The following is a 22,426-nucleotide window of genomic DNA, read 5'->3' as shown; positions in this document are numbered from 1 at the left end:
GCGCGGGCTTGGCCGTACAACGCCGGCTTCGGCGAGCCTCAGGCCGGCTTTACCTGCTCAGGCTCCGCAGTCTCCGGCAGTGGCGGCAGGCTCGGGTCCACCGTCACCGGCACATCGCTCTTCAGCAGTGCGGCGGCTTCCTTGTCGCTGCCCACCGCCGGCGGTGAACCGCGCAGCGGCAGGCCCGCGGTCTCCTTCACGAACAGCATGGTCACCAGGCCGATCACCGCCGCGCCCATCAGGTAGTAGGCCGGCACCAGCGGATCGCCGGTACGTTCCACCAGCCATGCGGTCACCAGTGGCGTGGTGCCACCGAACAGCGACACCGACACATTGAAGGCGATCGACAGTGCGCTGTAGCGCACCGGGGTATAGAACAGCGCCGGCAGCGTGGACGGCATCGAGCTGGTGAAGCACACCAGTGCCAGGCCCAGCAGCATCAGGCCGAGGAAGATCAGCCAGTCGTTGCCGCTGCCGATCAGCAGCAGGCAGGGTACGGCCAGCACCAGCAGCGCGATGCAGGCACCGATGATCATCGGGCGACGGCCAAGCTTGTCACTGAACAATCCGCCGACGATGTTCAGCGGCATCATCACCAGCATCACGATGATGATCAGCAGCAGGCCCTTGCTCTCGGCATAGCCCATGGTGACGCTGAGGTAGCTGGGCATGTAGGTCAGCAGCATGTAGTCGGTCACGTTGAACACCAGCACCAGGCCCATGCAGACCAGCAACTGGCGGCCATGTACCTGGAACAGCGCGGCGAGCCCGGGCCGGTCGTGCTCGCGCTTCTCGGCTTCCTCGGCGAAGGCGCGGAAGGCCGGCGTTTCCTCCAGTTTCATGCGCATGTACAGGCCGAGCAGGCCCAGCGGGCCGGCCACCAGGAATGGAATGCGCCAGCCCCAGTCCAGCATCTGTCCGCTGCTCAACAGCATGTGCAGCGCGGTCACGGTTCCGGCGCCGGCGATGTAGCCGCCCAGCGTGCCGAACTCCAGCCAGCTGCCCATCAGGCCGCGGTTGCGGTCGGTGGAATACTCGGCGATGAAGGTGGCCGCACCGCCGTACTCGCCGCCGGTGGAGAACCCCTGCACCACACGTGCCAGCAGCAACAGCACCGGTGCCCAGATGCCGATGCGCTCGTAGGAGGGAATCAAGCCGATCGAGAACGTGCCCAGCGCCATCAGGATCATGGTGAACGCCAGCACTTTCTGGCGCCCATAACGGTCGCCGAGCGGGCCGAACACCAGGCCGCCGAGTGGACGCACCAGGAATGCCACGGTGAAGGTGGCGAAGGCGGCGATCACCTGTGCCGTGGGGTTGCTGGACGGGAAGAACACCTGGCCGATGGTGACGGCCAGATAGCCGTAGACACCGAAGTCGAACCACTCCATGGCATTGCCAAGTGCGGCGGCGCCCACGGCGCGCTTGAGCATGGGCTTGTCGACGACGGTGATCTCATCGACCTTCAGGTGGCGGCGGCGTTTGAACCAGCCGAAGTGGGCATGGGAATCGGGCGTGTCCTGCATAGGGGCTCCCTTGTAGGTATGGAATAGGGGAATGGGTGCTGTGGTGTGTCCCGGAAATCGGAAACGGCGATGCAGGCGCAAGTGGCGCAGGGGCATCGGAAGGCGGCGTGGGGGCCGGGGAATGTGTGCAGGCGCAACGCCACGCGCACGGCAAAGCACCGCCGCAGGGGCGGAGACGCGAAAACGGGATCACAGCGGCCGCGCAGTCAGCGGCCAGGTATCACATCAGCGTAGGGGGTGCAGGCAGAGCGCCTGCTGGCGTCATCCGCCGGGATCCAGCGCGAGGCGATGGAAATGCAGGGCGGGAGCATTCGTGGCAAGCGAAGCGCCGGTCGGCAGTGCTTCCCACGTAACAGGTGCGCCCGTCACGTAGTGGGTCGTGTCGATCATCCGTTCATCATAACGGCATCGGCGTGAGCATGCAGCGAAGCAGGCTGATCTGCACGCTGTGTTCCACCTCGCCTGTTCAGAAGGCTCAGGCCGACTTCGCCACCAAACCTAACACCGTGCAGGCCATCGCCAAGGCGCCCGGCAGTGCCAGTTTCCGCGTGACCAGTGCGGCGCCGATCATGGTGAGCACCGAGAGCATGATGGCCAGGGCGAAGAACGGTTGGCCCTGCAGGAACTGGTGGATGCAACCGGCACAGCCGGCAATGGCCAGGCTGGTGGCAAAGCAGACGTGGAACAGTGAGCCAGCGTACACAGAGGTTCCTCGCGATGATGGAGGCCATAGCGGCAGGCAGGCGGACAAATTTAGCGCTGATTGCAGATTGCGATGACGGGATCACATCCTGTACCCGCTCTGGTGACATCGGCGTGCATAAGGTGGAGCGCACACCCACTTTTCGGATTGATGGAGGATGCAATGGCGCGGACGATTCCCGAAGGAACCCTGATCGTGGTAGCCGACGGTGGTTCGGCGCGGGTGTTCACCAACGTGGGCAGCAACCACCAGTTGACCCTGAAGCAGGAAGGCGAACTGCGCCTGCAGGACATCAGCGAGCAGGGTGTATCCGGGCAGGGGCCTGCGGGTGCCGTGCCGAAGGACATGTCGGTCTCGCAGCTCAATGAGGCCACGTTCGCCAAGCAGGTGGCCGAACAGCTCAACGAAGATGCCTTGAAGAACCGCTATGCGCACCTGGTATTGATCGCCGACCCGACCACGCTGGGTCGCATTCGTCCGCTGCTGCATAAAGAGGTCCAGGCGCGATTGCTCGGGGATATTGCCAAGGATCTGACCAACGCGCCGCTGGAAGACATCCAGAAGGCACTGGCGGCGTAGCGCTCATGCCGTTCATGCGTGATCACCTTGCGAACGAGCCCACCTCTGCGGAGGTGGCGGCGCAGCCTGGCTGGCAGGTGCTGGAGTTCGGTGCGCCCTGGTGTGGTCATTGCCAGGCCGCGCAGCCCGCGTTGCAGGCCTTTGTCGAAGCGAACGATCTGCCGCATTGGAAGATCGAGGATGGCAAGGGAAGGCCATTGGGGCGAGCGTTCAAGGTGAAGCTGTGGCCGACGGTGGTGCTGCTGCGCGATGGAGAGGAGATCGCGCGGGTGGTAAGGCCGTTGGACAGCGCGGATCTCATGTCGTTGCAGAGCGCACTTCCCGGTTGAAGAGTGAACCCGGTGCGGGACACCGGGCAGTCGCACTGCAGCATGCGGCGTGACAGGCCCGGTGCTAGGATCCCGCTATCACCTGAATCGATCCAAATGCCGATGCCCACGCTGGACCGTCGTCTCCTGATCGCTGTCGCCGCCACGGCGATGTTCGCTTCCGGCCTGGCGTCGGCCGCGCCTGCCAGAACCGCCGCCGACAAGGCCTATGCCTCGGTCGACCCGTTCATTGGTACGGGTGGTGAAGGCCACACTTACCCGGGTGCCACGGTGCCGTTCGGCATGGTCCAGCTCAGCCCGGACACACGCATCCAGCCACGCGGAAAGGCCTATGGCTGGGCAGCCGGCTACCGCTACGACGACAGCAGCATCGTCGGCTTCTCGCACACGCATTTTTCCGGCACTGGCCATTCCGATCTGGGCGACATCCTGCTGATGCCGTTCACCGGTAGTCCCGGCCTGGAGCGTGGCGATCCTGAGAAGCCGGGCAGCGGCTATGCCTCTCGCTTCCGCCATGACGATGAGAAGGCCGAGCCGGGCTACTACGCCGTCACCCTGGACGACTACAAGGTGCGCGCCGAGCTGACCACCAGTGCGCGCGTGGGCGTGCATCGCTACGCCTTCCCCAGGGGCGCCGACGCCAAGGTGCTGCTGGACATGCGCACCAGCATGTACGACTACCCGGGCAAGGTGCTGTGGTCGCGGGTGCGGGTGCGCGCCGATGGTACCGTGACCGGCTTCCGGGAGACGCGCGGCTGGGCGCCGGGTCGCCAGCTGTACTTCGCGATGCGTTTCTCGCGGCCGCTTTCCGGGCATGAGCTGCACAACACCGAGCAGGACATCGTCTACAAGGGCTTCCCGCCGCCGGGCGAGAAGGATCCAGCGCAGCGCGCACAGGTCGAGGGCCGCCAGCTGGTCGGTACCTTCGCATTCGGCAAGCTGGATGCACCGCTGGTGGTCAAGGTCGCGATCTCGCCGGTCAGCGAAGCCGGCGCCATTGCCAACCTCGACGCGGAAGTGGCCGACTTTGATTTCGACCGCGTGCGTGCGCAGGCGAAACAGGAATGGACGCAGGCGCTGTCGGTGCTCGATATCGATGCGCCCGAGCACGCCCGCCGCAGTGCCTATACCGCGCTGTACCACACCCTGCTGGGGCCGACGCTGTTCATGGATGCCGATGGCCAGTACCGCGGGCCGGACAATGCCGTGCACAAGGCCGAGGGCTACACGAACTATTCCACGTTCTCGCTGTGGGACACCTACCGTGCGCTGCACCCGTTGCTGACGCTGGTGCAGCCGGAGAAGCGCAACAGCGACTTCGTCAATTCGATGCTGGCCCACCACGAGCACAGCCCCTACGGCATGCTGCCGGTGTGGTCGTTCCATGGCCTGGAAGACTGGTGCATGATCGGGTACCACGCCGTGCCGGTGATCGCCGACGCCTACGTGAAGGGCATTCGTGGCTTCGACGCCGACAAGGCACTGAAGGCGATGGTCGAGACCGCCAATTACGGCCCCTATGACGGCATCGCGCAGTACCGCGAGCTGGGCTATGTGCCGATCGACGAGGAAGGCGAGGCCGCCAGCAAGACGCTGGAATATGCCTTTGATGATTGGACCATTGCACGCATGGCGCAGGCGATGGGCAAGGGCGATATCGCGGCGACCTTCGACAAGCGTGCCGGCAACTGGCGCAATGCCTTCGACAAGGACACCGGCTTCATGCGTGCGCGCAAGCGCGATGGCAGCTTCCGCACTCCGTTCGACCCCAGCGCCAGCGGCTATGGCACCGACTACACCGAGGGCAACGCCTGGCAGTACTCGTGGTACGTGCCGCAGGACGTCGCCGGCCTGGCGGCGGCGCACGGGGGCAGCGACAAGCTGCTCGCGCGCCTGGACGATGTATTCAACGCCAAGGTGGATCCGTCCATCTTCGAGCACATGGAAGACATCACCGGCCTGATCGGCTGGTATGCGCACGGCAACGAGCCCAGCCACCACGTGGCCTACCTGTATTCGTATGCAGGTCAGCCGTGGCGCACCCAGGCGCGGTTGAAGCAGATCATGGACACCCAGTATGCCGACCGCCCCGATGGGCTGGCCGGCAACGATGATGTCGGCCAGATGTCGGCGTGGTACGTGTTCACCGCCTTGGGCTTCTATCCGGTGGCCCCGGGCTCGGGCGAGTACATCCTCGGCCGCCCGTTCCTGCCGAAGACCGCGATGCGCCTGCCGAACGGCAAGGCGTTCACCATCGTGGCCGATGGGCTGGATGACAGGCACACCTACGTCGGCAACGTGAGCCTCAACGGCAAGCCGCTGCAGCGCACCTTCCTGCGCCATGACGAGATCCTGGCAGGTGGCGAGCTGCGTTTCACCATGCAGGCCGAGCCGAACAAGGATTGGCCGGGGCAGGGCGCGCAGGCGCCCTATTCGATGAGCCGATGACGCGCACTCGGTAGGTGCCGACCTTGGTCGGCACGCTTCACGGGTGACCAGGAACCTGTAGAGCCGAGCCCATGCTCGGCTCAGGTATCGCGTCAACGGCAGCCGAGCATGGGCTCGGCTCTACAAGGGCAATTCGACAAAGGTCAGCGAAACCGCAACCCCACCCGCGCACCGCCGATCGGGGCGGTATCAATCATCAAGGTCGCGCCATGCCGCTGCGCGATCTCGGCCACGATCGCCAGCCCCAGCCCGCAGCCGTCGCCCTCGCTGCTCGCCCGATAGAAGCGTTCCGTGACGCGCGCGCGTTCGGCTTCGGCGATGCCTGTACCGTCATCGTCCACCCATACCTGCACGCCCTCGGCATCCCGCTGTAGTCCCAGGGTGATCACGCCGGGCACGGCGCCGTAGCGCAGCGCGTTGTCCAGCAGGTTGCCCAGCGCCTCGCGCAGCAGCCGCGGATCACCTTGCACCTGCACACCGTCGTCGGGTCCGTCGTAACCCAGGTCCACGTCGGCCGCCAACGCACGGTCGGCGTAGCGCTCGACCACGCCCCGCGCCAGCGCGGCCAGATCCAGCGGCTGCAGCGGCAGTGCGCTGCCATGTGGATCTTCCGATCGGCTGAGCATCAGCAGTTGGTTGACCAGGTGCTGCAGCCGCGCCAAACCGGCCAGCGTGCCTGACAGCGCCAGCTGCTGGGCCTGCGGATCCTGTTGCCGCAATGAACTCTCCAGCTCCACCTGCATTGCCGCCAGCGGCGTGCGCAGCTGGTGCGCGGCGTTGCTGACGAAGCGCCGTTGCGCGGCCTGCATGGCGTCCAGTCGCTGCAGCAGGGCGTTGTAGGCCTCCACCGCCGGCCACAGTTCGCGCGGCGCCTCCTGCGCCGGCTCCAGCGGCGCCAGCGGGTCGGGGCGTGGGCTGGCCAACCGCCGTGCCACCTGGTTGGCGTGGCGTGCAGCCGCGCCGGTACCGGACCAGGCCAGCCACGCAGCCAGCGCCAGGATCGCGGCCTGGAACGGGATGCTGGCCAGCAGCAGCTTGCGCTCCAGGCGGTGGCGCTTGCGCAGCGTCTCGGCCACGCGCAGGCGGATATCGTGGCCCGGCCCGGCGCTGACCACGACTTCGACCATGCGCACCGGCTGCCCACGCAGGCGCGCGTCGTAGTAGACGGCATCGTCGCTGCCGGCAGCGATCGCGGGGCGGGGCAGCGCTTCGGGCAGGTCGCCATACAGGCGCCCGCCCGCGGCGTCGACCACTTCGCCATGCACTTCGTCAGCGGTATCCCAGGTGAACATGCGCGACACCGCAGGCGTGATCTCGATCGAGGCACGCCCGTCCTGCACCTTCACCAGCTCGGACAACGACATCGCCGAATCCAGCAGCCAGCGGTCATAGACCTGGCCGGCGTAGAAGCGGGCCAGCGCGAACGAACCGACTGCGCTGCACAGCAGCAGCACCAGCAGGGGCAGCCACAGGCGGCGCAGCAGCAGCCCCCGCAGGCTGTGCACGCGCTCAGTCACCCCCGGCCTCCAGCCGATACCCCAGGCCACGCAACATGCGGATGCCGACGCCGGCGCGTGCCTGCTCCAGCTTGCGGCGCAGGCGGCTGACGTGCACTTCGATCACCGACAGGTTGGCCTCGTGATCCCAGCTGTACAGCGCGTCGAACAGGCGCTGCTTGGTGACGGTGCGGCCGGGATGCTGCATCAGTGCCTCGACCAGCGACAGCTCGCGCGCGGTCAGTTCGATGCGCTGGCCTTCCACCTGCACTTCATTGCGGATGCTGTCGAAGCACAACCGGCCCAGCCGCTTCTTTGCCGGTGCGTCGCTTCGGCGGCGTGACAGCGCACGCAGGCGCGCCTCCAGCTCACCGAGTGCAAATGGCTTGGCCAGGTAATCGTCGCCACCCCGGTCGAGGCCGAGGATGCGGTCCTCCACACCGTCGCGCGCGGTCAGGATCAGCACCGGCAGGGTGACGCCGTCGTTGCGCAGGCGAGAGAGCAGGTCGAGGCCGTCGACATCGGGCAATGAAAGGTCGAGCACCATCACGTCATACGGCGCGCTGGCCAGTGCAGCCGGCGCGTGCAGCCCGCGCGAAAGGTGGTCGCACAGATGGCCGGCGCCCTGCAGGGCGCGGATCAGTCCATCGGCCAGAGCGGCGTCGTCTTCGATCAGCAGGATTCGCATTGCAAGCTTCGTGCAAGGTTGGGGCAAGTTTGGCGCAAGTGCATCACCTTACCGTGACGTGCATGAATTTCTCCCGTTGTCTTGCGGCCCTGCTGGCCGCCCTTTCGTGCGCGCCTGCGGCTTCGGCGCTGTCCCTGCAGGAAGCGCAGCGCGCCATGGAAGCACACAACCCGGACCTGCGTGCGGCGGCACTGGAGCTGCGCGGCGTGCAGGGCGATGTGCAGACGGCGGCGTTGCGCCCGGCGACCGAGTTGTCGATCGGCACCAGCAAGATCAGCCCCAAGCATGGCATCGGCTCCGGACGCTGGCAGGACAAGCGGGTGGACAGCACCGTGGGCCTGGGCTGGACCTGGGAGCGCGGTGGCAAGCGTGCGTTGCGTATCCGCCAGGCCGATGCGCTGCTGGAAGTGGCCGGGCTGGAGATGCTCGATGCGCGGCGCCGCCAGCAGGTGGCGCTGCATGAAACCTATTTCGCTCTGAAGGGCGCACAGGAGCGGGCGCAGATTGCCGAGGCCAACCGCCAGAGTTCGGCCGAGCAGATGGCGGCGGCGGACAAGCAGGTTGCCACCGGGGCGATGGCGCCGGTCGACCGCGCGCGGCTGGCAGTGGACGACCTGGCGGTGGCCGATGCGGCGCGCGAGGCGGCCCTGGATCTGCGCGATGCACGGCATGCGCTGGGGCTGCTGCTCGGCCGCGACGACAGCCATGACCTTAGCGCCGATGATCCTTGGCCGGAGGCCAGCAGCGTGGCCAGCGTGCGTGCGTTCGATCCGCAGCAGCGTGCCGATCTGCGCGCGGCACGTTCGCGCCTGGCCGCGGCCGACGCCGGTGTGGCACTGGCGCGCAGTGAGCGCCATCGCGACATCCAGCTGGGTGTGGAGGCCGAGCGCGAGCCGACCGACATCAGCGGTGTCACCTGGGGAGTGTCATTGACCATCCCGCTCGGCGGCCCGCCACGTGCACGCGGCGCGATCCAGCGTGCCGAGGCCGATCGTGACAGCGCCGCGCTGGAGCTGCAGGTACTGCAGCGCGAAGCACGCGCCGAGCTGGACCAGCTGCAGGCCAGCGCGCAGTCCGCCGCACAGCGCCGCAGCGACTATGAGGGACTGCAGTCCGACGCCGCACGCAGGGCGGTGCAGGGCATCGAACTGGCCTACCGGCGCGGCGCCGCCAGCCTGACCGATCTGCTGGATGCGCGCCGCAGCTGGCGCGACTTCGAGACGGCGCTGATCGATGCGCGTGCCGACCATGCCATTGCCCTGGCGCGCTGGGAAGCGGCCACATCCGTTGCTGAAGGAGAGTCCCGATGAAGTCCACCGTCGCTTATCGACCGCAGGCGCGACAGGCCGTGCTGCCGGCCTTCCTGGCGCTGGCCCTGCTGGGCGGCTGCGGCCGCGAACCGGCGCCGTATACCGAGGACGCGCCGAAGGTCAGTGCTGGCCAGATCCAGTTTCCTGCCGGTAGCCGCCAGCTGGACGTGCTACGCAGCGAGGCGGTCACCGCCGGCGCCAGCGCCAGCCTGCAGCTGCCGGGCCGGGTGGTCTGGGACGAGACGCGCTCAAGCGCGCTGCGTACGCCGTTGGCGGGGCAGGTGGCGCGTATCGAGGCACAGCCGGGGCAGAAAGTGAAGGCGGGCCAGGTGATCGCCTGGATCACTTCGCCCGAATTCGGCCAGGCCCAGGCGGAGGGCGTGCGCGGTCGCGCCGAGCTGCAGCAGGCCCGCAAGGAGCTGGAGCGCACCCGCGAGTTGCATGCGGCAGGTGTGGCGTCGGGGCGCGAACTGGACGAGGCCGAGGCCAATTTCGCCGGCAGCCAGGCCGATCACGCGCGTGCCACCGCCTTCGCCAAGGCCTATGGCAATGGCCAGCACGTCGATCAGCGCCTGCCGCTGCGCGCGCCGATCGATGGCGTGCTGGTGGAGCGGCGGATGAGCCCGGGCATGGCGGTCAGCCCCGACAGCGAACGGCCACTGGCGGTGATTGGCGATCCGGACCGCCTGTGGTTGCAGCTGGATGTACCGGAGGGCCTGGCCGGACGTTTGAAGGCGGGCATGCAGGTGAGCGTGCCCGGGGCCGATGGACAGCCGCTGCAGGCGACCCTGCAGCACGTGGATGACTTCGTCGACAGCGAACGCCGCGTGGTGCAGGCGCGCGCCGAGCTGGACAACCGCGCACGCGGCTTCAAGGCGGGGCAGTACGTGCGCGCCCAGGTGGCGTTGCCGGCCGAGGGCGGTGTCTCGCTGCCCGATGCGGCCGTGTTGTTGATCGACGGCAAGCAGGTGGTGTTCGTGGAGGAGGGCAAGGGCCGCTTCGTGCGCCGCGCCGTGCATGCCGAGGAGCTGGGCGATGGCCGGCTGTGGGTGCGTGACGGCCTGGCGGTTGGCAGCAGGGTGGTGGTCGAGGGCGGCCTGCTGCTGCAGCAACTGGTGGACAGCGCGCCGGCAACCGTCAGCACCGGCACGGGGCACGCCGCGCCATGATCGATCGCCTGATTGCCTATTGCCTGCGCCAGCCCTTGATGGTGATGCTGGCGCTGCTGTTGTTCATCGGCGCTGGCATTGCCGCGTTCCGCGTGCTGCCAGTGGAGGCCTTTCCGGATGTATCCGACACCCAGGTGACCGTGGTGTCGCTGCACCCGGGCCGTGCCGCCGAGGAGGTCGAGCGCGAGGTGACGATGCCACTGGAGGTGGCGTTGTCCGGCATCCCGCATTCGGTGCGGGTGTTCTCGCATACGCAGTTCGGCCTGTCGATGATCATCCTGACCTTCGACGACAAGGCCGATGACTACTTCGCACGCCAGCAGGTCCTGGAGCGCCTGCAGGGCGTGGAGCTGCCGGAAGGGGTGACCCCGGAACTGGAGGCGATGAGCTCGGCGGTAGGTGAGATCTACCGCTATGTGCTGAAAGGCCCGCACATGACGCCAACCCAGCTGCGCACCGTGCAGGAATGGACGATGGAGCGCAGCCTGCGCACCGTGCCGGGCGTGGCCGATGTGATCAGTTTCGGCGGCTTCGCGCGTACCTTCCAGGTCAAGCCGGACCTGGACAAGCTGCGTGATCGCGGCATCAGCCTGGGTGAGTTCGCCGAGGCGCTGGAGAGGGGCAGCTCGAATGCCGGCGGCGGCTACGTGGAACGCGGCCAGCAGCAGTTCCTGATCCGTGGCGTGGGCCTGATGCGCTCGCCGGCCGACATCGGCAACGTGGTGGTGGCGCAACGCGGAGGAACGCCGATCCTGGTACGTGACCTGGCCGGCATCGCCGATACCGGGCTGCCCCGGCAGGGCCTGGTCGGCCAGGACGACAATGACGATGCGGTGTTCGGCATGGTGCTGATGCGCAAGGGCGAGAACCCGTCCGACGTGCTCGACGCCCTGCATGCGCGCATCGCCGAGATCGAGGCCAACCAGCTGCCGGCCGGGGTCAGCATCGAGCCGTTCTACGACCGCTCATGGCTGGTCTCGACCACGCTGAAGACGGTCTTCCGCAACCTGCTGGAAGGCGCGGTGCTGGTGTTCCTGGTGCTGTGGCTGTTCCTGTACAACGCCCGTGCCGCGCTGATCGTGGCGGCGATGATGCCGCTGGCGCTGCTGTCGACCTTCCTCGGCCTGCATCTGTGGGGCGTACCGGCCAACCTGCTGTCGTTGGGTGCGATGGACTTCGGCATCATCATCGATGGCGCGGTGATCGTGACCGAGCACATCGTCTCGCGATTGTCGAAGCTGCCACCTGCGGCAGACCGGAAGACACGGTTCTCGACCATTCTCTCGGCCGCATCGGAAGTGGGGCGGCCGACGTTCTTCTCGATGCTGATCATCATCGCCGCGCATATCCCGATCTTCACCCTGCAGCGCCAGGAAGGACGCATGTTCGCGCCGATGGCGTACTCGGTGACCTCTGCATTGATCGGTGCATTGATCCTGGCACTGACCGTGGTGCCGTTGTTCTGCTACTGGTGGCTGCGGCGCGACCGCATGCGCGACGGCAATCCGCTGATGGACCGCCTGACCGGCTGGTACCGGCCGGTCCTGGAGCGCGCACTGGCCCGCCCGCGTGCGGTGGTACTGACCGCAGTTGCGCTGCTGGTCGGCACGCTGGCATTGGGTACCCGGTTGGGTTCGGAGTTCCTGCCGGAGCTGGACGAAGGCTCGATCTGGCTGACCGCCACGCTCGACCCCAGCACCAGCCTGGCCGAAGCGCAGCAGCAGTCGCGGCGCATCCGCGAGCTGGTGGGCACGTTCCCGCAGGTATCGACCGTGGTGGCCAAGCTGGGGCGCCCGGAAGACGGGTCCGATGCCAAGGGCGCCAACCAGATCGAGGCGCTGGTGGCGTTGAAGCCTGAGAAGGAATGGCCGAAGGGCGTGGACAAGCGGCAGCTGGTGAGCGATCTGCAGCGCACCTTGGAGCAGCGCATTCCGGGGCCGGAGTTCTCGATCTCGCAGCCGGTGCGCGACAACATCCTGGAGAGCATCTCGCAGATCAAGGGCCAGGTGGTGATCAAGGTCAGCGGCTCGGATCTGAACGTGCTCAACCAGCAGGCGCAGGCGATCCTGGGACAGGTGCGTAGCGTGGAGGGCGTAGAGAGTGCCTTCATCGACCGTGACGGTTCATTGCCGCAGCTGCAGATCGAGATCGATCGCGACCGCGCCGCGCGCTATGGCTTGAACGTGCGCGACATCGACGAGGTGATCGAGACCGCACTGGGCGGGCGCCAGGTCGGTGAATTGTGGGAAGGTGACCGCAGGTTCCCGATCACGCTGCGCCTGGACGACGCCGACCGTGACCTGCAACAGTTGCGCACGGTCCCGGTCGGCATCGGCGATGGCCACACGGTGACGCTGTCCGACGTCGCCGATTTCCGCATGGCCAGCGGCGCGATCAACATCTCGCGCGAGAACGCACAGCGCGTCAAGGCCGTGAGCATCTTCATCGCCGGCCGTGACATGGGCAGCGTGGTGGCCGACATGCGCAAGCGCGTGGACGCCAACGTGCAGCTGCCGGACGGCTACCGGCTGGAGTGGTCTGGCGAGTTCGAGAACCAGCAGCGTGCGATGAAGCGGCTGGGCTGGGTGATTCCGCTGTCGGTGCTGATCATCTTCGTGCTGCTGTTCGATGCCTTCAAGGACATCAGCAGCGCCGCGCTGATCCTGGCCAACGTGCCACTTGCGATGATCGGGGGCATCCTCGCCCTGTGGTTGACTGGGATTCCACTGTCGGTGTCGGCGGCGATCGGCTTCATTGCATTGTTCGGGCAGGCGGTGCTGAACGGGGTGGTGATGCTCAGTCGCTTCGCGCAGCTGCGCGAGCAGGGCATGGACCTGCTGCAGTCGGTCGTGCAGGGCTCGCTGCAGCGCCTGCGCACCGTACTGATGACCGCACTGCTGGCGATGTTCGGCCTGCTGCCGATGGCCACCTCGCATGCGATTGGTGCCGAGACCCAGAAACCGCTGGCGGTGGTGGTGATCGGCGGCCTGCTGTCGGCGATGCTGCTGACCCTGCTGGTACTGCCCACGTTGTACTACTGGGTGCATCGCCGCCGCGAGGCGCGCATCGCCTGACCTACCTGTAGAGCCGAGCCCATGCTCGGCTGCTTCTGGCCTTTGCGCGAAGAGCAGCCGAGCATGGGCTCGGCTCTACAAGGGCGTCGCGCCATGCGTGGATGCCACCTGTGCGGACTACACCATCCCGCCATTGGCGCGCAGCACCTGGCCGTTGATCCACCCGCCATCGGCACCAACCAGGAACGCCACCGCACCGGCGATGTCCTCCGGCGTACCCAGCCGCTCCAGGGGGTTCATCTTCGCCAACCGCTCGATCAGCTCGGGCGATTTCCCATCCAGGAACAGATCGGTGGCGGTCGGGCCCGGCGCCACGGCGTTCACGGTGATGTTGCGCCCGCGCAGCTCCTTGCTGAGGATCGCGCCCATGGTCTCCACCGCCGACTTGCTGGCCGCATACACGCTGTAGTTCTCCAGCCGGGTCCCGACCACGCTGGTGGACAGCGTGACGATGCGCCCGCCGTCGCGCACCCGTCGCGCGCTTTCGCGCAGCACGTTGAAGGCGCCCTTGAGGTTGATGCCGATCACCCGCTCGAACAGGGCGTCGTCGGTGTCGGCGAGCGGCGCCAGCTGCAATACGCCGGCGCTGTTGACCACCACGTCGATGCCGCCGAAACGGGCCTCGATGGCGTTGAACAGCTGGTAGACCGCCTGCGGATCGGCCACATCGGCCTGCAGCGCGATGGCCTGCGCGCCGGCTGCGTCGAGTTCGGCCGCCAAGGCTTCGGCGTCGTCGCGGCGGCCCGCATAGTTGATCGCGACCGCGTGGCCATCGGCGGCCAGGCGGCGGGAGATGGCCGCGCCGATGCCACGGGAGCCGCCGGTGACCAGAGCGACAGAGCGGGCGGGGGAGAGGGTCATGGTGGCTTCCACTGGGGCGCGCCGGAGCGGCGCAGGGCCATGTTCGCGCCATCGCACGTTCGGATAATCCTGCATAATCCGCCAACATCATCCGGATAGCCGAACAATGGACCGCTTTACGGCCATGCGCGCCTTCGTCCGTATCGTCGAGCGCCGTAGCTTCACCCGGGCCTCCGAGGACCTCGGCCTGCCGCGGGCCACGGTGACCGACGCGATCAAGGCGCTGGAACAGCGGCTGGGCGTGCGCCTGCTGCACAGGACCACGCGGCTGGTGGTGCCGACGTTGGAAGGCGAGGCCTTCTATGGCCGTTGCCTGCGCCTGATCGCCGACATGGACGATGCCGAGGCCGCCTTCCGTGACGCGCCGCCGCGCGGCCCCTTGCGCATTGAAGTGCACGGCACGCTGGGCCGGCACCTGCTGTTTCCGCAGCTGCCGGACTTCCTGCAGCGCTACCCGGAGATCGAACTGGACGTCAGCGAAGGCGACCGCTATGTCGACCTGCTGCGCGAAGGCGTGGATGCAGCGTTGCGGGTGGGGACGCTGGCCGATAGCGATCTGGCGGCGCGCCGGTTGACGATGCTGCGCGAGGTGACGGTGGCCTCGCCAAGCTATTTGCAGGTCAGCGGCGCGCCGGGCAGCATCGATGCCCTGCAGGACGGCCACCAGATGGTCGGCTATCGCTCCAGCGCCACCGGCCAGCTGATTCCGCTGGAGTTCCAGCAGGGCGGGCAGGTACGCTACGTGCCGCTGCCGGCGCGGGTGCGTGTGTCCGGTGCGGATGCGTTCCTCGGCGCCGCGCTGGCGGGCCTGGGCATCATCCAGGCTCCGCGCTACCGGATGGACCCGTATATCGCGCGCGGGCAGCTGGTGGAGCTGTTGCCGGACGCGCCGCCGACCCCAAGCCCGTTGAGCCTGGTCTACCCGCGCAACCGCACGCCGTCGCCGCGCTTGCGGGTGTTCATCGACTGGGTGGCCGGGGTGTTCGAGCAGACCGGGGTTGCCGGCCAGCGGCCGGCACTACCGGAGCGGCACGCGAAGCTGTCCGACCGCAGGGGGTAGTGCCGGCCGCTGGCCGGCATCACAGCGCGTGCAGCGGCCCCTGCATGCGATGGAAACTGCCATCGGTGGCGGTGAACCAGGCCAGCGAATGCCCGCACGCGAAGTCATCGACATGCACGACCGTAGCGCCATCGGCTTCCTGCCACGAAATGGCATAGACCCCGTCGCTGATCTGCTGCCACTCGCAGGCGGCTTCACCCTGTGCACCGGCATAGGCGCCAGAGACGATGGCATACTGCACATGGCGGCCATCGGCACTGTATGCGTTGTCTGCCGTCAGGCCGTCATAGCTGACGCGGAAGCGGCGGCCGGCGAACAGTGGCAGGGTGGACGCCGCGTTCATCGGATCGCCACCGGGTTTATGTTGACCTGGGTCGAGCCGACGTACAGCGGCTGGCCGAGCACGAACAGGAATTCCCAGGCCTTGTCGCGCACCAGCGCACGGCTGTCGATCAGCTCCAGGTTGTAGATGCCGCGCTTGGCCAGCATGTACTGGTTGATCGGGAACTCCTCGGCACCGTTCGGGTTCGGGTAGACCTCCGAGGCCCAGGTGTCGCCACCGAAGGCGACGATGCCCTGGTCGGCCAGCCACTTCGCCGCCTCCATGCCGATGCCCGGTTCCACTTCCAGGAACTGTTTGTCGTCCTTGCCGATCAGTTCCAGCCAGCCGGTGTTGAACAGCACCACGTCGCCCTTGCGCAGGCTCAGGCCCTGCTTCTTCAGCACGGCCTGGATGTCGGTCACGGTGAACTCGGTGCCACCGGGCACGATCGCCTTGCCGTAGTACGCGGTCATGTCCAGCACGACGCCGCGGGTGACCATTGGCGGCACCTTCTCGACGCCGAGCTTGCGCACACCGTCCACGGTGACGAAGTCGGCGGCCTTGTTGCCGTTGTAGTAGACGTTGTTGATGCCGATATGGCCGATGCCGTTGAGCTGGGTGCCAACGCCGGTCCAGGCGTTCACCAGTTCGTCGTTGAAGGTGAACTTGTTGGGGCCCAGCGACGTGCCGGCCTGCTGGCCGACCTGCACGTTGTACAGGCGGAAGCTGCGGTGGCGGAACGCGGGCAGGTTCTTGTCCACCGGCACCGCCAGCGGATAGGTCTTGCCGGTCCTGACCAGCGATACCGCGTGCTTGACCACGTCCGTGGTGAGCAGGTTGGCGGCGCCGATCTCGTCGTTGGCGCCGTAGGCAGAGGGGTACCAGTCCTCGGCGGTGGCCTGGAAGGACAGCGGCAGGGTGGCCAGCGCAAGCGCGGCCAGGGTCTTGATCTTCATGGCAAAGCTCCGGTAACTGTCAGGCCGTCGCGGGGGCGGCAAGCGGGGCATGCGGCGCAGCGGCGTCGGCATGGGCCGGGAAGTGCGGCAGCACGTACTCGGCGATCTCGTGGAAGGTCTCGGCCAACGGCCGTTCGTTGCGGCGGAACTGCAGGCCGATGTGGTCGACACCGGCCGCCTGCATGGCGTGCAGCTCGGCCAGCAGGGCCTTGCGGCCGCCGCGCAGCCCAAAGCGCCAGCGCTGCAGCGGGGCATCGGCATCGGCCACCAGGTCCAGGTGGATGAAGCTGGCATACGGCTTGTTGCCGGCCACGGCGCGCCAGGCCGCCACGCGCTGCGCATGGTCCTGTGGCGTGCCCGGGTAGGCCAGGCAGCCATCCATGTGCTGGCCGATCCACGCCGGTTGCTGCTGGGCCAGGCCTGCCACGAACAACGGCAGGGCCGGGCCAACCGCAGGCAGCACGTCCAAGCCCTGCGGCAGGTGCGCGGCGGCGCCTTCGCGCAGCAATGCGATCTGCTCGCGGAAGCGGCTGCCCCGCGTGTCGAAATCGCGGCCGAACAGCGGGTACTCCACCGGGCGGTCGCCACTGGCTACGCCCAGCAGCAGGCGGTCTCCGCTCAGCCGCTGCACGCTGCGCGCCGACTTCAGGGTCAGCAACGGCTCACGGATCGGCAGCACCACCGCACCGGTGCCCAGCAGGATGTCATTGGTGATGCCGGCCAGGTAGCCGAGGTAACTGAATACCTCGAACACCTGCGCCGCATCGCCGAAGGCCGGGTCGTACACCGGTACGTCGCGCACCCACAGCGCACGGAAGCCGAGGCGGTCGGCCAAGCGTGCCAGTTCTGCATGGCGCTGCAGGTCCGGTTCGCCGGGCAGGCGTCGCGCGGCGCGTCGTGCCTGTTCGCCCAGCGGCGTCCAGTCATTGTCCAGCGGTGCTTCGATGCCGATGCTGAAACCACCGGCCTGCAGCCGCGCCAACGCACTGCCCATGGCGAGGCTCCTCAGTCCCAGGCCGGGGCCAGGCCCGGCGGATCGACTTCGCGGCCGTTGCGGTCAAGCGCGGCGATCGCGGCCATGTCATCGGCATCCAGGTGCAGGTCCTGGGCGAGCAGGTTGCTGGCCAGGTTCTCGCGCTTGGTCGAGGACGGAATGACCGAGTAACCCCGCTGCAGCGCCCACGCCAGCGCAACCTGGGCCACGGTGGCCTGGTGCTTGCCGGCGATGGTGGCCAGCACCGGATCCTTCAGCACCTTGCCGTAGGCCAGGGTCATGTAGGAGGTCACGGTGATGCCCTGGTCCTGCAGGAAGGTGGTCAGTGCCGGGTTCTGCAGGTAGGGGCTCAGTTCGATCTGGTTGGTGGCGATCTCGCCGGCACCGACCACCTCGATGGCCTGCCGGGTCAGCTCGATGTTGAAGTTGGACACACCGATCTGGCGGGTCAGGCCCAGCGTCTTGGCGTCGGCCAGCGCGGTCATGTACTCGCGCAGTTCAACGCCATTGCCCGGCGCCGGCCAGTGGATCAGCAGCAGGTCGACATAGTCGGTGCGCAGCTTGGCCAGGCTGTCGCGCAGGCTCGGGATCAGCTTGTCGGCGGCGTAGTTGTCCACCCAGATCTTGGTGGTCAGGAACAGCTGGTCGCGTGGGACGCCGGATTCGGCGATGGCCTGGCCGACTTCGGCTTCGTTGCCATAGATCTGCGCGGTATCGATCGCACGGTAGCCGACGTCGAGGGCGTTGCGCACCGAATCGATGACGGTCTGGCCGGTCAGGCGGAAGGTGCCGACGCCAAAGGAAGGAACGCTCATGATGGACTCCAGGGACTTCGTTGAGAGCCGGTGGGCTCGGGACAGGGCGAAGTGTGGGCGCTTTACATTTGTTGATTAAGCCGTGTATACGGGAAATGCTTTTGCGCCGAGGTAAAAAATGAAAACCACCCTGGATGAGCTGAAGGCCTTCGTGGCCGTGGTCGACAGCGGTTCGATCACGGCCGCGGCCGAAGAGCTGGAGCTGACCATCTCCGCCACCAGCCGCACCTTGGCGCGGCTGGAGGACAAGCTGCAGACCACGCTGCTGCGGCGGACCACGCGGCGGCTGGAACTGACCGAAGAGGGCGCGGCGTTCCTGGAGTACGCGCGCACGATCCTGGCCACGGTGGACGAGGCCGAGGAACAGATGGCCGCGCGGCGGCTGCAGCCGGTCGGGCGCCTGCGCGTGGACGCCGCCACGCCGTTCATGCTGCACGTGATCGTGCCGCTGCTGGAGGGCTTTCGCGAGCGCTACCCGCAGGTGGAGCTGGAGCTGAATTCCAACGAGGGCATCACCGACCTGATCGAAAAGCGCACCGATGTGGCGTTCCGCATCGGCGTGCTGCGCGATTCCACCCTGCATGCGCGACCGATCGGTCACAGCCGCATCCGCGTGGTGGCCAGCCCCGAGTACCTGCGACGGCACGGCACGCCGACGCGCGTGGAGCAGTTGCGCGAGCACGACCTGCTGGGTTTTACCCAGCCCAGTTCGTTGAACGAATGGCCACTACACGATGCCGATGGCGGCCCTTTCGTGATCGCGCCGGCGATCGCTTCATCCAGCGGCGAGACGCTGCGGCAGATGGCGGTGGCCGGGCTGGGCATCGCCTGCCTGTCCGACTTCCTGACCCGCCAGGATCGGCGTGAGGGCCGCCTGGTGCAGCTGTTCGCCAAGCAGACGCAGGAGGTGCGGCAGCCGATCAATGCGGTGTACTACCGCAACACCGCGCTGGCCGCCCGCATCACCTGTTTCGTCGACCACGTGACGCAGACGCTCGGCCAGCGTCCGTTTGACGAATAAGGCGGGGTAGAGCCGGCCGCTGGCCGGCTGCCGGAAGTGCATCAGTAGATCCACGCCCTGCGTGGATGGTGTTTTTCCGTCCGGCCAGCGGCCGGCACTATCGTTTGCGCAGCGCGCGCCGGTTGCCGATGTGAGCGAACGCCAGCAGCGCGCCACCACTGGCTGTCGCTACGCCATGCCAGAGCAGCGATTCCTTCAGCGGCAGATACAGAGAGGCCGACAGCAGCAGGATGGCGCCGGCGCAGGCCAGCCGCAGGGGCTGCCAGCGCCCGTGCCGGTGCACCCCGGCCGAGGTGCTCGCCAAGGCCAGCGAGGAGGCCAGCAGCGCGAACAGCCACTCCCAGCGCGACATCATCAGCAGCAATGTCATCGCGCCATGGCCGGGATGCTGGAACGAGCGCAGCGCCATCATCGCTGCCGGTACGAAGGCCAGCAGCAGGGGCAGGGCGATGCAGTGGGCGGCGCAGGCCAGGGACAGCCAGGCACCGGCAAGATCGAAGCGGGGGTGCCAGCGTGCCGAAGTTGGCGGCTGGGCCAAGGCCCTTGCGGGCGTCGTGGGGATATGGTCCATAATGTTACATAGTAACAATTGGAGACTCCCCCATGAAGCTTCCTGCTGTTCTATTCCTGCTGCTGGCTGCCAGCGCCGCACAGGCCCATGACATCCGCCAGCACGCACCGCACGTGCATGGCCAGGCAACAGTGGATGTTGCGCTTGACCAGCAAACCCTGGAATTCGCCCTTCAGGCCCCCGGCATCGGCATCCTCGATTACGAGCGGCCGCCCGCCAATGCAGCCGAGCAGGCCGCGCTGGCACGGGCGACGTCATTGCTGAAGGGCGGCAACTGGGTCACCTTGCCCACCGCTGCAGAGTGCCGTCTGGCCACCGGTAAAGCCGATGCGGAGGGTTTCGACGCGACGGCCGCCGCGCCGCCGCCGGGACAGCACCGGCACGCAGGTTTCAGCGCAACGCTGCAGTACCACTGTGCCAAACCTGCCGAGCTGCGGGCGATCGTCGTGCGCTTGCCCGTGCTGTTCCCGGGCTTGCACGAAGTCATCGTCAACAGTGCAACCGCCAATGGCCAGAACCGCAGTGTGCTGACGCCTGACAACCTGCGCGTGGTGCTGGCACCGTGAGCGCGGCACCGGTGATCTCGCTGGAAGACGTGCAGTTCGGCTACGGCACGCGGCTGGTGCTGGACATCCCGCGGTTGTGGGTCGAGCAGGGCAGCAGCGTGTTGCTGCGCGGCATCAGCGGTGGCGGCAAAAGCACCCTGCTGGGCCTGCTGGCGGGCGTGCTGCTGCCCGGCAAGGGGCGTGTCGAGGTGGCCGGCCACGCACTGCAGGACATGGGGGGTGCGGCGCGGGATCGTTTCCGTGCCGACCAGTTGGGCGTGATCTTCCAGCAGTTCAATCTGCTGCCGTTCCTCACCGTGCGCGACAACATCGCGCTGGGCCTGCGCTTCTCGCGCCTGCGCAGCGCACGCATCAGCGGGCCGCTGGATGCCGAGATCGCCCGCCTGCTGCAGGCCCTGCAGCTCAATCCTGAGCTGATGCAGCGGCGGGCGGGTACGCTCAGTGTTGGCCAGCAACAACGCGTGGCGGCAGCGCGCGCCCTGATCGGCCGTCCGACGTTGCTGCTGGCCGATGAGCCCACCTCGGCGCTCGACCGCGAAGCGGCGACCGCCTTCCTGCAGCTGATGTCCGCGCAGTGCCAGGCGGCCGGCACCACGGTGCTGGTGGTCAGCCATGACGACAGCCTGCAGCCGTTGTTCGACCGCACCATTTCACTGTCCGAGATCAACCAGGCAGGTGCCGGCCATGCTTGAGCTTGCCTGGGCCAGCCTGCGCAGCCGCGCGTTGAGCGTGGGCCTGACCGTGCTGGTCATCACCCTCAGCGTGGTGCTGCTGCTGGGCGTCGAGCGTGTACGCACGCAGGCGCACGAGGGGTTTGCCAGCACCGTATCGGGCACCGATCTGATCGTTGGTGCGCGCTCGGGACCGGTGAACCTGCTGCTGTACTCGGTGTTCCATATCGGCGACCCGACCAACAACGTGTCTTGGCAGTCCTACCAGGAGCTGTCCGCATTGCCGCAGGTGAAGTGGTCGGTGCCGTTGTCGCTGGGCGATTCCTGGCGCGGCTACCGGGTAGTGGGTACCACTGGCGGCTACTTTGAACACTATCGTTATGGTTCCGGCCACGCGCTGGCCTTTGCACAGGGGCGGCCCTTCGATGATCTGTATGACGCGGTGATCGGCGCGGAGGTGGCTCGCGCGCAGAAGGTCGGCCTCGGCGACGAGATCGTGCTGGCGCACGGCACCGGCGCGGTCACGCTGGCCACGCATGCCGACAAGCCGTTCCGCGTTGCCGGCATCCTGCAGCGCACCGGCACGCCGGTGGATTCGTCGCTGCTGGTCTCGCTGCCGGCCATCGAGGCGATCCATGTTGACTGGCGATCGGGCGTGCAGCTGCGCAGCCAGAGCGTCAGCGCCGAGCAGGCGCGCCACCTGGACCTGACCCCGACCAGCATCACCGCCTTCATGCTCGGCCTGAACTCGCGCATCTCCACGTTCTCGGTACAGCGCAGGATCAACGAGTATCCGGACGAGGCGATGCTGGCGATCCTGCCCGGCGTGACCCTGCAGCAGCTGTGGCAGTCGCTGGGCACCGCCGAGCGAGCCCTGCAGCTGATCAGTGCAATGGTGGTGCTGCTGGGCATGGGCTCGCTGGTGGCGCTGCTGGTCTCCACCCTGCAGGAGCGGCGGCGTGAGATGGCCATCCTGCGTGCCACCGGCGCGCGACCGGGTTACATCGCTGGCCTGCTGGTGGTGGAGGCGGTGGCGACCAGTGCGGTGGCCTGCGTGCTGGCCCTGTCGCTGCTGGTGGTCGCCAGCATTGCCGGGCGCGGCTGGGTACTGGCCACCTTCGGTCTGTCGATCACCCATGTCTGGCCGGATGGCCGTGAACTGGCATGGGCTGCGGGCGTGCTGCTGATCAGCGCCGTAGCCGGGCTGGTGCCGGCGTTGCTCGCTTACCGGCGCACCTTGGCCGATGGCCTTTCACCGGGAGGCTGA

Annotated in this window: 22 protein-coding genes; 11 read left to right on the top strand and 11 right to left on the bottom strand. The window is 67.4% G+C overall.

Annotated features, from left to right (window positions below):
• Positions 1-38: 38 nt before the first annotated feature.
• From proP to AC5P6A_RS05370, 3 genes are all read right to left on the bottom strand, one after another.
• Positions 39-1,526: a glycine betaine/L-proline transporter ProP gene (proP, locus tag AC5P6A_RS05380; protein ID WP_043396178.1), complete on the bottom strand. Its 1,488-nt coding sequence runs from the start codon at positions 1,524-1,526 to the stop codon at positions 39-41.
• A 261-nt stretch (positions 1,527-1,787) separates the two neighbouring features.
• Entirely contained in the window at positions 1,788-1,916 is a 129-nt protein-coding gene (locus AC5P6A_RS05375) for a hypothetical protein (RefSeq protein ID WP_256202341.1), read from the bottom strand.
• A gap of 85 nt (positions 1,917-2,001) precedes the next feature.
• Complete coding sequence (locus tag AC5P6A_RS05370; protein ID WP_227844277.1) at positions 2,002-2,229, bottom strand: hypothetical protein; 228 nt, start codon at positions 2,227-2,229, stop codon at positions 2,002-2,004.
• Positions 2,230-2,391: 162 nt separating this feature from the next.
• Between AC5P6A_RS05370 and AC5P6A_RS05365 the strand changes: the two genes are divergently transcribed.
• The 3 genes from AC5P6A_RS05365 (at position 2,392) to AC5P6A_RS05355 (ending at position 5,585) form a co-directional block, all read left to right on the top strand.
• The gene (locus tag AC5P6A_RS05365) at positions 2,392-2,808 is read left to right on the top strand and encodes a baeRF12 domain-containing protein (protein WP_019337746.1); all 417 of its coding nucleotides are present in this window, start codon (positions 2,392-2,394) and stop codon (positions 2,806-2,808) included.
• A gap of 5 nt (positions 2,809-2,813) precedes the next feature.
• A complete protein-coding gene (locus AC5P6A_RS05360) occupies positions 2,814-3,137 on the top strand; it encodes a thioredoxin family protein (protein ID WP_019659840.1) in 324 nt (107 codons plus the stop codon).
• 96 nt (positions 3,138-3,233) lie between these two features.
• Complete coding sequence (locus AC5P6A_RS05355) at positions 3,234-5,585, top strand: GH92 family glycosyl hydrolase (protein ID WP_227844278.1); 2,352 nt, start codon at positions 3,234-3,236, stop codon at positions 5,583-5,585.
• A 143-nt stretch (positions 5,586-5,728) separates the two neighbouring features.
• Here the strand turns inward: AC5P6A_RS05355 and AC5P6A_RS05350 are convergent, their stop codons facing one another.
• The gene (locus tag AC5P6A_RS05350; RefSeq protein WP_346714879.1) at positions 5,729-7,102 is read right to left on the bottom strand and encodes a sensor histidine kinase; all 1,374 of its coding nucleotides are present in this window, start codon (positions 7,100-7,102) and stop codon (positions 5,729-5,731) included.
• The gene (locus AC5P6A_RS05345) at positions 7,095-7,769 is read right to left on the bottom strand and encodes a response regulator (RefSeq protein ID WP_111098529.1); all 675 of its coding nucleotides are present in this window, start codon (positions 7,767-7,769) and stop codon (positions 7,095-7,097) included. The genes AC5P6A_RS05350 and AC5P6A_RS05345 overlap by 8 nt, the downstream gene beginning before the upstream one ends.
• Before the next feature lie 62 nt (positions 7,770-7,831).
• Between AC5P6A_RS05345 and AC5P6A_RS05340 the strand changes: the two genes are divergently transcribed.
• Genes AC5P6A_RS05340 through AC5P6A_RS05330 form a run of 3 tightly spaced genes read left to right on the top strand, consistent with a single transcriptional unit; the run spans position 7,832 to position 13,322 of the window.
• Positions 7,832-9,079, top strand: a complete 1,248-nt coding sequence (locus AC5P6A_RS05340) for a TolC family protein (protein ID WP_227844280.1) — start codon at positions 7,832-7,834, stop codon at positions 9,077-9,079.
• A complete protein-coding gene (locus AC5P6A_RS05335; RefSeq protein ID WP_227844281.1) occupies positions 9,076-10,248 on the top strand; it encodes an efflux RND transporter periplasmic adaptor subunit in 1,173 nt (390 codons plus the stop codon). Before AC5P6A_RS05340 ends, AC5P6A_RS05335 begins: the two co-directional genes overlap by 4 nt.
• Positions 10,245-13,322, top strand: a complete 3,078-nt coding sequence (locus AC5P6A_RS05330; protein ID WP_227844282.1) for an efflux RND transporter permease subunit — start codon at positions 10,245-10,247, stop codon at positions 13,320-13,322. Before AC5P6A_RS05335 ends, AC5P6A_RS05330 begins: the two co-directional genes overlap by 4 nt.
• A 117-nt stretch (positions 13,323-13,439) precedes the next feature.
• Here the strand turns inward: AC5P6A_RS05330 and AC5P6A_RS05325 are convergent, their stop codons facing one another.
• Positions 13,440-14,183: an SDR family oxidoreductase gene (locus tag AC5P6A_RS05325; protein WP_111098525.1), complete on the bottom strand. Its 744-nt coding sequence runs from the start codon at positions 14,181-14,183 to the stop codon at positions 13,440-13,442.
• Positions 14,184-14,289: 106 nt separating this feature from the next.
• On the opposite strand from AC5P6A_RS05325, the gene AC5P6A_RS05320 reads away from it, so the two are divergent.
• Positions 14,290-15,243: a LysR family transcriptional regulator gene (locus AC5P6A_RS05320; protein WP_346714878.1), complete on the top strand. Its 954-nt coding sequence runs from the start codon at positions 14,290-14,292 to the stop codon at positions 15,241-15,243.
• 19 nt (positions 15,244-15,262) lie between these two features.
• Here the strand turns inward: AC5P6A_RS05320 and AC5P6A_RS05315 are convergent, their stop codons facing one another.
• The 4 genes from AC5P6A_RS05315 to dkgB are packed head-to-tail and all read right to left on the bottom strand — an operon-like array spanning position 15,263 to position 18,330.
• On the bottom strand, positions 15,263-15,586 hold the full coding sequence (locus tag AC5P6A_RS05315; protein ID WP_227844283.1) for a MoaF-related domain-containing protein: 324 nt from the start codon (positions 15,584-15,586) through the stop codon (positions 15,263-15,265).
• Positions 15,583-16,521 carry a cyclase family protein gene (locus AC5P6A_RS05310; RefSeq protein ID WP_346714877.1) on the bottom strand — a complete coding sequence of 313 codons (939 nt, stop codon included), beginning with the start codon at positions 16,519-16,521 and terminating at the stop codon, positions 15,583-15,585. The genes AC5P6A_RS05315 and AC5P6A_RS05310 overlap by 4 nt, the downstream gene beginning before the upstream one ends.
• 19 nt (positions 16,522-16,540) lie before the next feature.
• Positions 16,541-17,515 (bottom strand): TIGR03571 family LLM class oxidoreductase, encoded by a 975-nt coding sequence (locus AC5P6A_RS05305; RefSeq protein ID WP_227844285.1) that lies wholly within the window; start codon positions 17,513-17,515, stop codon positions 16,541-16,543.
• An 11-nt stretch (positions 17,516-17,526) separates the two neighbouring features.
• A complete protein-coding gene (gene dkgB / locus AC5P6A_RS05300; protein ID WP_227844286.1) occupies positions 17,527-18,330 on the bottom strand; it encodes a 2,5-didehydrogluconate reductase DkgB in 804 nt (267 codons plus the stop codon).
• A 118-nt stretch (positions 18,331-18,448) separates the two neighbouring features.
• Here dkgB and AC5P6A_RS05295 point away from each other — a divergent pair, with 118 nt between their 5' ends.
• Complete coding sequence (locus AC5P6A_RS05295) at positions 18,449-19,351, top strand: LysR family transcriptional regulator (RefSeq protein ID WP_227844287.1); 903 nt, start codon at positions 18,449-18,451, stop codon at positions 19,349-19,351.
• 97 nt (positions 19,352-19,448) lie between these two features.
• Here the strand turns inward: AC5P6A_RS05295 and AC5P6A_RS05290 are convergent, their stop codons facing one another.
• On the bottom strand, positions 19,449-19,922 hold the full coding sequence (locus tag AC5P6A_RS05290) for a MerC domain-containing protein (protein ID WP_049409545.1): 474 nt from the start codon (positions 19,920-19,922) through the stop codon (positions 19,449-19,451).
• 32 nt (positions 19,923-19,954) lie between these two features.
• Between AC5P6A_RS05290 and AC5P6A_RS05285 the strand changes: the two genes are divergently transcribed.
• Genes AC5P6A_RS05285 through AC5P6A_RS05275 form a run of 3 tightly spaced genes read left to right on the top strand, consistent with a single transcriptional unit; the run spans position 19,955 to position 22,426 of the window.
• Positions 19,955-20,488 (top strand): ZrgA family zinc uptake protein, encoded by a 534-nt coding sequence (locus AC5P6A_RS05285; RefSeq protein WP_134729095.1) that lies wholly within the window; start codon positions 19,955-19,957, stop codon positions 20,486-20,488.
• A complete protein-coding gene (locus tag AC5P6A_RS05280; protein WP_111101887.1) occupies positions 20,485-21,180 on the top strand; it encodes an ATP-binding cassette domain-containing protein in 696 nt (231 codons plus the stop codon). The genes AC5P6A_RS05285 and AC5P6A_RS05280 overlap by 4 nt, the downstream gene beginning before the upstream one ends.
• A complete protein-coding gene (locus AC5P6A_RS05275) occupies positions 21,173-22,426 on the top strand; it encodes an ABC transporter permease (RefSeq protein ID WP_155029625.1) in 1,254 nt (417 codons plus the stop codon). Before AC5P6A_RS05280 ends, AC5P6A_RS05275 begins: the two co-directional genes overlap by 8 nt.

It is taken from the genome of Stenotrophomonas sp. YJH_SMC_20 (assembly GCF_059367845.1).
Note: the sequence above shows the minus strand (reverse complement) of the source record. Positions and strands in the feature narration are given on the sequence as shown.

What these genes read in the sequence shown, in the direction of transcription:
- AC5P6A_RS05365 (WP_019337746.1), top strand. Translation starts at nt 2,392, where the DNA reads ATGGCGCGGACGATTCCCGAAGGAACCCTGATCGTGGTAGCCGACGGT.
- AC5P6A_RS05330 (WP_227844282.1), top strand. Translation starts at nt 10,245, where the DNA reads ATGATCGATCGCCTGATTGCCTATTGCCTGCGCCAGCCCTTGATGGTG.
- proP (WP_043396178.1), bottom strand. Translation starts at nt 1,526, where the DNA reads ATGCAGGACACGCCCGATTCCCATGCCCACTTCGGCTGGTTCAAACGC.
- AC5P6A_RS05345 (WP_111098529.1), bottom strand. Translation starts at nt 7,769, where the DNA reads ATGCGAATCCTGCTGATCGAAGACGACGCCGCTCTGGCCGATGGACTG.
- AC5P6A_RS05285 (WP_134729095.1), top strand. Translation starts at nt 19,955, where the DNA reads ATGAAGCTTCCTGCTGTTCTATTCCTGCTGCTGGCTGCCAGCGCCGCA.
- AC5P6A_RS05360 (WP_019659840.1), top strand. Translation starts at nt 2,814, where the DNA reads ATGCCGTTCATGCGTGATCACCTTGCGAACGAGCCCACCTCTGCGGAG.
- AC5P6A_RS05340 (WP_227844280.1), top strand. Translation starts at nt 7,832, where the DNA reads ATGAATTTCTCCCGTTGTCTTGCGGCCCTGCTGGCCGCCCTTTCGTGC.
- AC5P6A_RS05325 (WP_111098525.1), bottom strand. Translation starts at nt 14,183, where the DNA reads ATGACCCTCTCCCCCGCCCGCTCTGTCGCTCTGGTCACCGGCGGCTCC.
- AC5P6A_RS05295 (WP_227844287.1), top strand. Translation starts at nt 18,449, where the DNA reads ATGAAAACCACCCTGGATGAGCTGAAGGCCTTCGTGGCCGTGGTCGAC.
- AC5P6A_RS05310 (WP_346714877.1), bottom strand. Translation starts at nt 16,521, where the DNA reads ATGAAGATCAAGACCCTGGCCGCGCTTGCGCTGGCCACCCTGCCGCTG.
- AC5P6A_RS05290 (WP_049409545.1), bottom strand. Translation starts at nt 19,922, where the DNA reads ATGGACCATATCCCCACGACGCCCGCAAGGGCCTTGGCCCAGCCGCCA.
- AC5P6A_RS05315 (WP_227844283.1), bottom strand. Translation starts at nt 15,586, where the DNA reads ATGAACGCGGCGTCCACCCTGCCACTGTTCGCCGGCCGCCGCTTCCGC.
- AC5P6A_RS05320 (WP_346714878.1), top strand. Translation starts at nt 14,290, where the DNA reads ATGGACCGCTTTACGGCCATGCGCGCCTTCGTCCGTATCGTCGAGCGC.
- AC5P6A_RS05305 (WP_227844285.1), bottom strand. Translation starts at nt 17,515, where the DNA reads ATGGGCAGTGCGTTGGCGCGGCTGCAGGCCGGTGGTTTCAGCATCGGC.
- AC5P6A_RS05355 (WP_227844278.1), top strand. Translation starts at nt 3,234, where the DNA reads ATGCCGATGCCCACGCTGGACCGTCGTCTCCTGATCGCTGTCGCCGCC.
- dkgB (WP_227844286.1), bottom strand. Translation starts at nt 18,330, where the DNA reads ATGAGCGTTCCTTCCTTTGGCGTCGGCACCTTCCGCCTGACCGGCCAG.
- AC5P6A_RS05275 (WP_155029625.1), top strand. Translation starts at nt 21,173, where the DNA reads ATGCTTGAGCTTGCCTGGGCCAGCCTGCGCAGCCGCGCGTTGAGCGTG.
- AC5P6A_RS05335 (WP_227844281.1), top strand. Translation starts at nt 9,076, where the DNA reads ATGAAGTCCACCGTCGCTTATCGACCGCAGGCGCGACAGGCCGTGCTG.
- AC5P6A_RS05375 (WP_256202341.1), bottom strand. Translation starts at nt 1,916, where the DNA reads ATGATCGACACGACCCACTACGTGACGGGCGCACCTGTTACGTGGGAA.